The 12,763-nt window shown below is 62.8% G+C and carries 7 protein-coding genes and 1 tRNA gene; 3 read left to right on the top strand and 5 right to left on the bottom strand.

Going from position 1 to position 12,763, the window contains the following annotated elements; translation table 11 throughout:
- Positions 1–5 precede the first annotated feature (5 nt).
- The 3 genes from NOV74_RS00900 to NOV74_RS00890 form a co-directional block, all read right to left on the bottom strand.
- On the bottom strand, positions 6–875 hold the full coding sequence (locus tag NOV74_RS00900; RefSeq protein ID WP_257308485.1) for a branched-chain amino acid ABC transporter permease: 870 nt from the start codon (positions 873–875) through the stop codon (positions 6–8).
- A 101-nt stretch (positions 876–976) separates the two neighbouring features.
- Positions 977–2,119: an ABC transporter substrate-binding protein gene (locus NOV74_RS00895; protein ID WP_257308483.1), complete on the bottom strand. Its 1,143-nt coding sequence runs from the start codon at positions 2,117–2,119 to the stop codon at positions 977–979.
- Positions 2,120–2,483: 364 nt separating this feature from the next.
- Positions 2,484–3,689, bottom strand: a complete 1,206-nt coding sequence (locus NOV74_RS00890; RefSeq protein WP_257308482.1) for a porin — start codon at positions 3,687–3,689, stop codon at positions 2,484–2,486.
- 486 nt (positions 3,690–4,175) lie between these two features.
- On the opposite strand from NOV74_RS00890, the gene NOV74_RS00885 reads away from it, so the two are divergent.
- Positions 4,176–5,429, top strand: a complete 1,254-nt coding sequence (locus tag NOV74_RS00885; RefSeq protein WP_257308479.1) for a porin — start codon at positions 4,176–4,178, stop codon at positions 5,427–5,429.
- A gap of 828 nt (positions 5,430–6,257) precedes the next feature.
- Complete coding sequence (locus NOV74_RS00880) at positions 6,258–9,752, top strand: SUMF1/EgtB/PvdO family nonheme iron enzyme (protein ID WP_257308477.1); 3,495 nt, start codon at positions 6,258–6,260, stop codon at positions 9,750–9,752.
- Positions 9,753–10,152: 400 nt separating this feature from the next.
- On the opposite strand, the gene NOV74_RS00875 is transcribed toward NOV74_RS00880, so the two are convergent.
- Positions 10,153–10,229, bottom strand: a tRNA-Arg gene (locus tag NOV74_RS00875).
- Positions 10,230–10,246: 17 nt separating this feature from the next.
- Entirely contained in the window at positions 10,247–11,479 is a 1,233-nt protein-coding gene (locus tag NOV74_RS00870) for an FAD-dependent oxidoreductase (RefSeq protein ID WP_257308475.1), read from the bottom strand.
- Positions 11,480–11,539: 60 nt separating this feature from the next.
- Here NOV74_RS00870 and NOV74_RS00865 point away from each other — a divergent pair, with 60 nt between their 5' ends.
- A complete protein-coding gene (locus NOV74_RS00865) occupies positions 11,540–12,760 on the top strand; it encodes an MFS transporter (RefSeq protein ID WP_257308472.1) in 1,221 nt (406 codons plus the stop codon).
- The last annotated feature ends 3 nt before the right edge of the window (positions 12,761–12,763 follow it).

Below are 12,763 nucleotides of genomic sequence, written 5' to 3'. Positions count from 1 at the left end.
TCTCCTCAGGTCCGCGACTTGCCCATCAGGCCCGAGGGCTTGAAGAGGAGTACGAGCAGGAAGAGCACGAAGACCACAACATCCTTCCAGCCGGATGAGATGTAGACCGCGCTCATGGATTCGGTGACGCCGATGAGGATTCCGCCCAAGGTGGCGCCCACCACGCTGCCCATGCCGCCGAGCACCGTGATGACGAAGGCCTTCAGGGTAAAGGTACTGCCCACCTGCGGGAAGATGTAGTAGGTCGGGGAGATCAGCGCGCCGGCAGTGCCCGCCAGGGCAGCGCCGAGACCAAAGGCGATGACAGACATACGGCTGACGTTGATGCCCATGAGCTGCGCCGCATCCCGGTCCTGCGCCGTGGCTCGGATGGCCTGGCCCGTGTCGGTTTTCAACAGGAACCAACCCAACGCCGCCGTGATGGCGGCCGTGATCAGGAAGGAGACCAGCAGAGGCACGGATACCGAGACCCCGCCGCCCACCTGGATGGTGGAGGAGGAATACGAGGTGGTGAGGATCTTGTAATCCGACGTGAAGATCAGCATCACCGTGTTGCTCATGATGAGGCCGAGCCCGATGGTCAACAGGATCTGGTTCTGGGCCACGGCGTTGAGCACGCGGTTGATGAAGACCTTCTGAAGGAAACCTCCGAAGAGGAACATCAGTGGAAAGCTGATGAGCACGGACACGAAGGGATCAATGCCCATCAGCGTGAACAGCAGGTAGGTGAGATACATCCCGACCATCATGATGTCGCCGTGCGCAAAGTTGACGACCCGCATCACACCGAAGATGAGCGTGAGCCCGATGCCGATGAGCGCGTACACGCCACCGATCAGGACGCCGCTGATAAGGGATTGAAGGAAGACGGCCATGGTTTCTCAAGGCTCCGGAGGGAAAGTCCCAGTCCGGCTCAGCCGGACTGGGACACGGGGGTGTGCGCGCAGCAGCGCGGGACCCCCGGCAGAATTCGGCCTCACTTCCACTTCGGGAAGGGGAAGACCGCCTTCTTGGTGGCGAACTTGGCGGGCAGCACCGTCTCGTAGTTTCCGTTGATGATTTGCTGCACCAGCATCTGGTGGTTGTTCTGGTTCGTGAACCCTTCGTAGTCGGCGAACTGGACCTCGCCCATGACGCCGTTCCATTTGCCGGCCTTCAGGGCATCCCGAGTCTTGACGCGGTCACCAGCCTTCTTGGCCGTCTCGGCCATGATGATCATGGACGCGTAGGCACAAGCGGCATGGTAGGTGGGTTCCTTACCAAACTTGGCCTTGAAGCGGGCTTCGAACTCCTTCGCGCCGGGCCAGTTCACATCACCGGTCCACTGGGTGCAGGAGATGACGTCTTCGGAGATCGCTCTTTCCTTCGCGAACTCGGGGGTGGTGAAGCCCGCACCGGCGCCCAGGAAGGCCTGAGGCTGCAGGCCCACTTCCTTCGACTGCCGCATGAGCAGGATGGCGTCGGCCACGTAGGACACCATGAACACCAGATCGGGATTCTTCGATTTCACTTTGGCAAGGGTAGAGCGGTAGTCTGCCGCGCCCTTGGGATAGGGTTCGTCAGCGACGACCTGCATGCCCTTCTTGGCCACATATTCCTTGGCGGTCTTGGTGGTGGAGGTGCCGAAATCGGTGTTTTCGTAGATGAAGGCGATGGTCTTCGGCTTGCCGAGGGAAGACGCCGCGTCAATGAGGCTGGAGGCATACTTGTCCGCGGGCGCATTCATGCGGAAGACGTACTTGAGGCCCTGGCGCGTGATCTCCTCCTTGGCCGCGGCAGGGATCAGCAGGGGCACACGGTACTTCTCCGCCAGCTTGGCCACGGCATTGGAGCAGGCCGAGGTGTAGGGGCCCACCACGCCCACGACGTTGTCGCGGGTGGCCAGCTTCTCCATGGCGCTCATGGAAATCTGTGGCTTGCCCGTGTCGTCCTCCCAGACGAGCTGCAGATTGATGCCCTTCTTCTTGAGGTCCTCTTCCGCGAGCTTGATGCCGTTGGTGATGTGCTCCCCGATGGGGGCCTCGGGGCCGCTCATGGAATTGATGACGCCGATCTTCTGCGCCAGGAGACACGGAGAGAGGGCGAGAACGGCGCCCAGGGCCAAGAGGTGCTTTCGCATGGCAGCTCCAGTGCAAGAGAGTTGGGGGTGGATGGTGTCCATCATTCTACGCTTTGGAGTCTTGAAAATCACCCGGCAAACCCCAAATATCACCCATGCCTCGATTATCTGTGGCGCCTGTCACACAAGGCTTTCGGCTTCCCCAAGGGGCATGCCAATCACTTGCCAATTCGAAGTCTTAACTTCACTCCTAGAGGAAAGAACCAGGGCTGGACGGACCTCTCTTCGATCCACCTGGATCACTCGATACAGCTGCACCCACTGAGCGGTAACCACCTGATGGGTAACCCCAGAATCAGAGGGCCTTTTCGTCGAACAAAAAAACGGGCGCAAAGCGCCCGTTTTTTTGGGAAGAAGCAAGAATTTAGAACACGAACCGGAGACCTGCGCCGAAAGCCTTCGGATCCGCACCGGCCTTGACTTGGCCAGCAGTGCCGATGGCACCGACGTTGAAGTTGATAGCCGACTGAGCCTCGTTGGTGATGGCCGCGTAGAGCACGAACAGCTGGGTGTTCTTGAAGAGGTTGTAACCGTACCGGGCGGCGATGGAACTCGCGCCGGAATCCGCTTCAGCATAAGCACCAGTGGCAGGGAGATTAGTTCCCGTGTGCTTGGGGGCGGACTGGTAGTTCACCATGAACTCATGCGGGCCCACGACCTGCTTGACCCCGATATAGAAGGAATTCTGCTTCATTTCGAAGCTGGTGGCGCCAACGGTGGTGGGCAGGAGCGTCGCCTTGCTCATGTTGTACATCGCGCTGACGCTGGTGCCGGTGGGGAAACTGATACCAGCAAAGAGCGCGTCGGATTTGTTGGTCTCCGAAGCGAAGCCACCGAAGGTAACGTCCTTCAGATCGGTGTGAACGAAAGTGACATGGAAGAGCTTGTTTTCGTAGCGGGCCAGGACATCCCAGCCTCCGGGGTCGACCTGACCATTTTCGACCGCCTTGGTGGTGTTCGGAATGTAGGTGACGGCCGCAGAGAAGCCGCTGAAGGTCGGCGTCGTGTACATGATCGAGGGGTAGCGCTGGAACCAGTTCTTCCCCGCCCCGGCGTAGCCGAACACCTCATAGCTGGCCGTGACGCCCGTGGAGCCGGGTGCCAGATCAGCCTTGGCGGTCGCGCCACGGAAGCCCGTGGTCATGTAGCCTGCCTTCAGGGTGCCCCAGTCACCCGTCATGCCCAGGAAGGTATCCCGGCGGCCCCCAAACATGCTGGTGCTGCTGCCATTCAGGCCGGCAGTCGTGATGGTCGATCCGGTGGCACTCGTGGCCGGAGCGTTGATGCCGGCATATTCGTTGTTCCCCAGGTCGATATAGGTTTCGAACTGGTAGATGACAGCATTGCCGTTGCCCACGTCGTACTTGCCCTTGACGCCGAGCAGGGAACTGTTGGCGTTCAGCCGGATACGGCTGGGGATGTCATTCCCCACCGCACCAGCGGTGGCACCGGTGGCCGAGACGGATTCGACGGACAAGTCGGCGACGCCGTAAACCGTTGGGCCGGACTGTGCGAAGGCAGTGCCAGCGACAAGCGCGGCGGCAACCAGCGTGATGTATTTCCTATGCATTTGGGCTCCTAGTGAGGGAGGGTTGGGAGGGATTGAGTGATTGAGAGGCCGGAAGGAAGGAGCAGTGGATTCAGGTCTGACCACCAGATGTCTGGGACATCGAACGCTCGGGATCTGGAGTTGGATCGAACGGATTCAAGCTAAACGGGGGGACTCCTTACGTCTATTGAAAATGGTCTAAAAGTTCCGATGGTTGTGACGATGGACACAAAGGTGTGGCAACACCTCGCCTGCCACTGGCTGGGCAGGTAGACGCGACATCTGCGCAAGGTGGGACCAACTCAGATTAGTTCTTGTGAAGAATCGTGACCTGGCTGGTGAAATCAAGACCCTTATAAGCGCCAGCCTCGTGTAGAAAACCGGGATCAAACTGCTCTGGCATGAATTCACCCCTCTGGCACAGGACCGGACCACGGTCTTCGCGGCCATGTCACAGGAAGTCGGGAACCTTTCTCCCATCGGCCTGTCGGCCCTCTAGGAGATTCCATGCAGCGCATCCACCATTTCGGCTTGGCCGTTCTCGCTCTCGTGGCCCTGCCCGCCGCCGCCCAGACGGTGAAGATCGGCGGCGACATCCAGCTCTGGTACACCCAGATGCTGGACAGCAACCTCAGGTACAACAGTGCTGCTCCGGGTGGGTACTACAACCTCCGCAGCGAGTTCAAGGAGAACACCTTCTCCATCCGTCGGTCGGAGATCAAACTCTACGGGAACGTGGCCCAGGACGTGGATTACGAAGTCATGTTCGACCCCTCCATTTCGGTGGGAACTTCGAACCCCATCATCCTGCAGGACGCCTTCATCGTCTGGAAGGCGGGTGCCGGGTTCGACGTGAAGGTCGGCCAGTTCAAGAACCTCCAGACCTACGAAGGCGTGATGAGCTCCACCGAGCTGCTGTTCGCCGAGCGTAGCCAGCTGGGTCGGATGTTCGGTGACAAGCGGGACCGCGGGCTGGCCCTCGGCTACGCCTTTGGCGACCCCAAGGCATTCGGGGGCAAGGCCACCCTCGCCGTGTTCAACGGCATGAACGACGCCACTTCGGGCAAGACCAACGACACCAATGCCCAGAAGGACTTCGTGTTCCGGCTTGAGTTCGGTGCCGCCAAGTTCCACAAGTTCGCCGTCTACACCCTCCAGGGCTCCACCGACGTGGCCGACAAGGCCAATCCATCCAGGGCCATCGCCGCGAACCCCGGCGGTGTCTGGCCCACCCAGACGGCCATCTACGACCACAAGGACAAGACCACCAATCTTGGCGCGTTCTACACCTATCAGGACGGCACCTGGACGCTCACCGCGGAATACATGACAGGCCTGCTCGGCCGCCGCTTCCCCACCCTTGCCGCCAGCGCGCCCACGGTGAAACGTGAGCATCTGGACCAGAAGTTCACGAGCTACTACGTCACCGGTGGCTACACCGTCGGCCACCACAGCGTCATGGCCCGCTACGACTTCATGAACTTCAATAGCGGTGACCAGTGGTACACCGCCTACAACCCCTACACCGAGAGCGCGCCCGGCGTCGCGCTCCTGGCCAACGGCGCCCCCGTCGATTACACCCCCAAATACACCGAGATGACGGTGGGCTACACCTACGCCTGGGTTCCAGAAAAGGCGAAGGCCGCCAACGTCAAGCTGAACTACATCGCCCGCAGCAAGAATTTCCTCAAGCCATCTGGAACCGAGACCGGAGAACAGGGCGGCAACACCGTCGTGGCCGCCCTTGTGGTCGCGTTCTGATCCACCGCACGCAGCGCGGCAAAGAGCAGCTCCTGGCCACCAGGGGCTGCTCTTTTTTTGGATGCCGCGACCTTGGGTGGCCGTTTGGAAAGACAGGATTCTGCCCTCACAAGCCCTCTTACCCGGACATGTTCAGGCGTTCCACGCAAAGTTTGCGTGAAGAAAAATCTGTAGTTCCTCGGTCAGATCGCCATTTTGAGCGGGAATGACGACCTCAGTAACAAGGTCGCGAACACCCTCTTCCCGACGCCCAGTCCCCTCCAGCAATAGGCCTTCGACCTTCTCCGCCTCAACCCCGTCCTGTAGTCAGAATCCAAGCACCCCCATTCCTATCAAACCCGAGCGGGGCACGGGATTTCTCGCTGGATCCATATGGAACTTCGGTCAGGAAGTCTTGCAAAGACCCACGAACTTCTCTTAGGTGCAGCCATTCATGGTCCTGAATATCAATCTCAATAGTTGTTGATTCAGGTTCTACGGCTAAGGCTCAATTATTAATTTGAGGTAATTTTGGGTACAACTACATGAAAAAAACTTAAATGTATAAATTGTTTACACTATCGATAACTTATTAATTTCATTAACATTCCTTGACGATGACCCATCCTGAACTCACTGTATTCCACAAGCCTGGAGACAGTCATGAATATGGCAGCGCAGAGGCCACCACTATCCACTAAGAGGGAGTCATCCCCCTTCTCCTGGCGTTCCGCGGGGCTGTTTCTAGCCCAGGCGGCACTCATCCTGACCATGGCCTGCGGAGGTGGAGGCGGAGGTGGTGGCGGAACTACCAACCCAAATACGGCTCCCCTGATCACCACCCAGCCCGTGAGCCAGACCGTGAACGCGGGCAGCACAGCCACCTTCACCGCCGCGGCCAGCGGCACACCTGCGCCCACCTTCACCTGGCAGCGCAGCAGCGACGGTGGCACCACCTGGACAGCGATCCCCGGTGCCATCAGCGCGACCTATACCACCGCCGCCACGGTCAAGGCGGACAATGGCGCCCAGTTTCGCGCCGTGGCCACCAACACCGTTAGCCCGGATGCCACCAGCACAGCGGCCACACTGACCGTACGGTGGCTCGCCATCACCACCCAGCCTGCCAACGCGAGTGTGACGGCCGGTGCTACGGCCACCTTCACCGTGGTGCCGGATGCCAGCCCGGTCGCTACCTATCAATGGCAATCCAGCACGAACGGAACCACCTGGGCGAACGTGTCCGGCGGCACGGGCGCCACGAGCGCCAGCTACACCACAGCCGCCACCTCCTTGAGCGACACCGGTACCCAGTATCGTTGTGCCTTGACCAACGCCGCTGGGACGCTGAACAGCAGTGGGGCCACGCTCACTGTGATCGCGGCTCCTGTCATCACCAGCTTTGTCGCGGCCAAGAGTCCCGTGACCACGGGAACCGGCACGACATTGACGGCAGTGTTCACGGGCGGAACGGGCACTGTGGACCACGGCATCGGCGCCGTGGCCAGCGGTGTTGCCGTGCCCACGGGCAATTTGGCGACCACAACGATTTTCACCCTGACCGTGACCAACGCAACGGGCACCGCCGTCACCTTGCCGGTGACCGCGACCGTGGTGGCCGCGCCGACGACTCCGGTGGTCACGGCCCCGGCCAGCGTGACTGCCAATAAGGCGGGCTACACCGCGTCGGTCCCGGCTCAGGCGGGCAGCACCTATGCCTGGACCATCACGAATGGAAGCATCACGGCCGGTGCGACCACGACCAGCATCACGTTCACCGCGGGCGCATCCGGCAGCGCCATCCCGTCCTGCATCGTCACCAATGCGGCCGGCACCGCCTCCACCGCCGGAACCGCCACGTGCGCCATCGTGGCCCCGCCGACGACTCCGGTGGTCACGGCCCCGGCCAGCGTCACTGCCAGCCAGGCGGGCTACACCGCGTCGGTCCCGGCTCAGGCGGGCAGCACCTATGCCTGGACCATCACGAATGGAAGCATCACGGCCGGTGCCACCACCACCAGCATCACGTTCACGGCGGGCGCATCAGGCAGCACCGTCCCGTCCTGCATCGTCACCAATGCGGCCGGCACCGCCTCCACCGCCGGAACCGCCACGTGCGCCATCGTGGCCCCGCCGACGACTCCGGTGGTCACGGCCCCGGCCAGCGTCACTGCCAGCCAGGCGGGTTACACCGCGTCGGTCCCGGCCCAGGCGGGTAGCACCTATGCCTGGACCATCACGAATGGAACCATCACGGCCGGTGCCACCACGATCAGCATCACGTTCACAGCGGGAGCTTCAGGCAACACCACCCCGTCCTGCATCGTCACCAATGCGGCCGGCACAGCCTCCACGGCCGGAACCGCCACCTGCGCCATCGTGGCCGCACCGACGACTCCGGTGGTCACGGCCCCAGCCAATGTGACGGCCAGCCAGGCTGGTTACACCGCGTCGGTCCCGGCTCAGGCGGGTAGCACCTATGCCTGGACCATCACGAATGGCACCATCACGGCCGGTGCCACCACGACCAGCATCACGTTCACAGCGGGAGCCTCAGGCAGCACCATCTCGTCCTGCATCGTCACCAACGCGGCCGGCACAGCCTCCACTGCGGGAACAGCCACCAGCACCATCGTGGCCGCGCCTGCCATCACCGACTTCACCGCTAGTGGCGGCCTCAGCACCATCACCATCACCAATGGCTTTAGCACCACCCTGTCGTTCACCTTCAGTGGAGGCACGGGCTCCATCGACCAGGGGGTTGGCTCCGTAACAAGCCTCGGAACAAAGAATGTGAGCCCGACAGTCACCACGACCTATACCCTGACCGTGACCAATGGCGTGAGTACCCCCGCTACAGCGCAGGTGACCGTGAATGTGGTGGACCCGCCCGTGATAACCAGCTTCACGGCCGCGGACTCGTCCATCCCTTCGGGCACCAGCACGACCCTGACCGGGGCATTCACCGGCGGAACGGGCTCTGTTGACCAAGGCGTCGGTGCCGTGACTACCGCAGTTGCCAAGACCACGGGCAATCTGACGGCCACGACCACCTTCACCTTGACCGTGACCAACACGGCGACCACTCCCGCAACGGCCACAGCCACCGCCACCGTGACCGTGGGCAACACCCTCACCGTGAACATCACGGGTCTGGGCAACCTGCCGGGCAACGTGGTTGTCACTGGACCCGGCGGCTATACCAGCGCGGTGCTTACCGCTGCCACGCAGACTCTCTCGGGCCTGGCGGATGGCGACTATACCATCACCCCCGCTACCGTCACGGACCCGAGCCAACCCGGCCAGGGGCGGGGCGTGGATGGCACCGGCACTCCTGGTACCTTGGGACCCGCCAACCTACAGCGCTACCCCGCCGTGCTTTCGCTGACCCAGACCCTTGCCCTCGCTGGCACCAACACCGCCACCGTGGCCGTGGATTATCCCGCCCCGTACCTGACCGTGACGGTGCCTGGCACCTCGACCTCTTCCGGTGTCAGCACCTCGATCGACCTCGTCCTGGTCCCGGCGGGCAACTTCACCATGGGCGAAACGGAGTCTGTTATTGGGTCAGATCCCTGGACACAGCCTTCGCACGGCGTGACCTTGGGCAAGGCGTTCTACATCGCGAAGGTGCCCTGCACCCAGGCCCAGTGGGTGGCCATCATGAATAACAACCCCGCGCATTTCACAACCTTCAATGGATTCCCGGATCCGAACGAGCTGACTCGACCTGTGGATACAGTGGACTTCAACGCCATCACCACCACCAGCACCGGCTTCCTGGACATGTTGAACTCGGCCTCGGCGTCGGTTCTGACAGGCCCGCTTGCGGGCAGTTCCTTCCGCCTGCCCACGGAAGCCGAGTACGAATACGCCTGCCGGGCAGGGAGTGGATCCACCGTGTTGAACGTCCCGGATCCCTTGAACAATAATTACTATTTCGGCTCCTATGATCCGGGTGGCGGAGATCCGGCCGTCATCCTGCTCGTCCAACAGTACATGTGGTACGCCGACAACAGCAACCTGACTACTCAGCCGGTAGCCCAGAAACTCCCCAACGCCTGGGGCTTGTACGACATGATCGGCAACGTGTGGGAGCTCTGCCGGGATGATTGGCACACCGATTATTCCGTCACTGGAGCAGGCATCCCCCCGCTCCCGATTGATGGCAGTGCCTGGCTGGATGCCACGCCGAACATCCAGCACTCCTACAAGGGCGGGTCCTGGTATGGTCCCGCGGGCAATGGCCAGTCCAAGCGACGTGGGCCCTATCCCCTGAATACCAATCCTCCGGACCCGGCCAATGAATACGCGGGCTTCCGCGTGGTGCTCCCGCTGCCTTGATGCTTCCCCCTCCGGCCCCGGCGCACTTGCTCCGGGGCCGACGCAGGTTTGACGCCTTCCTGAATACCCGATCCCCGTTTGTTTCCGGCCTCAGCTCCTGGCAGGGGCGAGCGGGGATCAGGACTTTCGACTGGTTTCGCGGTTCCCGCCAACCATCGGGGACCGGATCAAACCTGTGAGCGCCTGAGCTCTGTGTGGGTAGGGCCGGGTGCTAGCACTTCCCCTCCCGGGGCCTTGGCCAGGGTTCTTGTGGTACAAGGATTTCCCGAGCCAAATCAGTTGCACCTCTATTGCACCTGCACGACCCTGAAACCTCACCCATGAGGCGAAGTGGTGGCTCTTCGACAACCCGCCTGAACAAGCAAAACCCCCGTCAGCGCTAGGCTTCAGGGGGTTTGAGTGGTGGTCCCGGAGCGATTCGAACGCCCGACCCTCAGATTCGTAGTCTGATGCTCTATCCAGCTGAGCTACGGGACCGCACTGAAGGAATGATTCTACCGGATCTCCGCGTGCTGTCCATCCCAAAGGCGCAGGGGCGCGGTGGTGGAGGCTTCGCAACGCAGGCCGGTGAGGTCTGTGGCGAGCCGATCCATGAGGGCGCGAGCGGTGGTGAGCTTGCCGCCGAGCACCAGGGTCAAGTTTGTGAAGCGAGTGTGCCGCTCCAGCACCGCCTCGCGGCTCAGGTGGGTGGTGGCACCGCTGGCGGCCACCAGGGGCCGTACACCCAATTCTTCGGCACGCACGGGCATCTCCCGCCAGGGGAGGCTGGGCTGATTGGCCTCCAGGGCGCCCAAGAGTTCCTCCCGTTCACCTTCGAGGATGGGCACCCAGCCGTCTCCCACCTCCCGCTCGGTGGTGCCCACCTGGAGCATGCCGTCCCGCGGGATCACGAAGAGGATGCGCCCCTTGGGCCGCCGGATGGCCCAGGGCCGCTCGCACCCGGGCACTGGATCGAACCAGAGGTGGATGCCGGCCGATAGTCGCAAGCGCTTCCGGGACTCGTCGAACCATTGGGACATGGCGCCATCGGTCCAGGGTCCGAGGGCGAAGACCCAGCGGCGCGCTGTGAGCTGACGCACCGACCCGTCCCTTCGGTCCTGCAGGCGCAGGGACCGCAGGCCGCCACCGTCCACCTCGAAGGCTTCCGCCTCGTGGAAATCCAGGAGGATCGCCTCGCTGGAGGCCGCCAGGTCCTTCGTCAGGTCGCGGTCCCAGGTCATAAGGTCGGCGTAGGCCGTGGCGCCGCGAAAGGGGCCAAGGACGCCCCGCGGATCGCCCAGGAAGGCTTCCTTCGGCACGTGGCCGAGACTCAGCTCCGCGGGCCAGTTGGGGCGCTCGGAGCCCCAGAAGTCGTAGAGACCGATGCCCACGCGGTGCGCCAGACCCTCGGGCCAGGACCGGTGGGGCATCCAGAAGGCCTCCCAGTGGCACCGGCGAGGCGCGATGCGGGCCCAGGTCGCGCGTTCCACAAGGCCCTCCCGCATCTGGCGGATGTCGCCCGTGAGCATGTAGCGTATGCCGCCGTGCAGGAGCTGGCTGGACCACTGGCTGGTGCCGCCACCCACCTCGCCCCGGTCCACCAGGGCGCAAGTCACGCCCCGCAGGGTCAGCTCTCGCGCCAGGGCCGCGCCATGGATGCCCGCGCCGAGGATGGCCACCTCGGCATCCACGGTGGCAGGAAGGGCGCAGGGCCCTTGGGGTGGCGCGGGCCAGGCAGGATCCGACATGAGCACCTCGCTATCAGTGTGCCGGGATCTCACAAGCTTTCGTATGGTTCAATGACCCCCATGACCCAGACACGCCTTCGCACCGTCCTGAATCTCACTGTCTTCGTGGCGGCCCTCGGCTACTTCGTCGACATGTTCGATCTGCTGCTCTTCCCCATCGTGCGCCAGCCCAGCCTCACGGCCCTGGGCGTTCCTGCCAGCATGCAGATCGATGTCGGAGCCCATCTGCTGAACTGGCAGATGGCGGGTATGCTGCTGGGCGGAATCTTCTGGGGCATCCTGGGTGACAAGAAGGGTCGCCTCTCCACCTTGTTTGGCAGCATCGCCCTCTACTCCGTGGCGAACATCGCCAACGCCTTCGTCCAGTCCGTTCCCGCCTATGCGGCCTGGCGCTTCCTGGCGGGCCTTGGGTTGGCAGGCGAATTGGGTGCGGCGGTCACCATGGTGTCCGAGATCCTGCCGAAGGATCTGCGCGGCTACGGCACGGCCATTGTCGCCGCCGTGGGGATCTTCGGGGCCGTGACGGCCAAGCTGGTGGGTGACTTCTTCCCGTGGCGTGTCACCTACGCAGTGGGCGGTGCGCTCGGCGTGGCCCTGCTGTTCCTGCGGGTGGGCCTCCGGGAAAGTTTCATGTTTGCGAAGACCCACGAAGCCACGGTGACCCGGGGCGACTTCCTCAGCCTCTTCACGGACTGGGGCCGCCTGGGGCGCTATGTCCGGTGTATCCTCATCGGCCTCCCGACCTGGTACGTGGTGGGCATCCTCATCACGTTCTCGCCGGAGTTCGCCCCGGTGCTGAAGGTCACGGGGCCGGTGAAGGCCGGCACAGCCGTCGCCTTCTGCTACACGGGAATCACCCTCGGCAGTGTGCTGAGTGGCTTTCTCAGTCAGGCCCTGCAGACCCGGAAGAAGGTGGTCGGATGGTTCTCCGCTGGGGCTTTGGCGGGGGTCGCGGTCTACCTGACGACCCGGGGACTGACACCAGGCGTGTTCTACCTGTTGGCGGGCTATCTGGGCCTGGCCACGGGCTACTGGGCTGTCTTCGTGACGGTGGCCGCCGAGCAGTTCGGCACCAACCTCCGGGCCACCGTTGCCACCACCGTGCCGAATTTCGTCCGTGGGGCCGTCCCCCTCATCACGGGCAGCTTCCTCTTCTTCAGGCCATCCATGGGCCTGGTGCGGTCCGCCTGGATCGTGGGGGTCGTCTGCTTCGCCCTGGCCTTCGGTGCCCTGTGGGGTCTCCCGGAGACGCACGGGCGGGATCTGGATTTCGTCGAGTAAACG

This window comes from Geothrix fuzhouensis, assembly GCF_024609325.1.
Classification (GTDB): domain Bacteria; phylum Acidobacteriota; class Holophagae; order Holophagales; family Holophagaceae; genus Geothrix; species Geothrix fuzhouensis.
The sequence above is the reverse complement of the archived record's forward strand: the minus strand, read 5'-3'. Positions and strand labels throughout refer to the sequence as shown.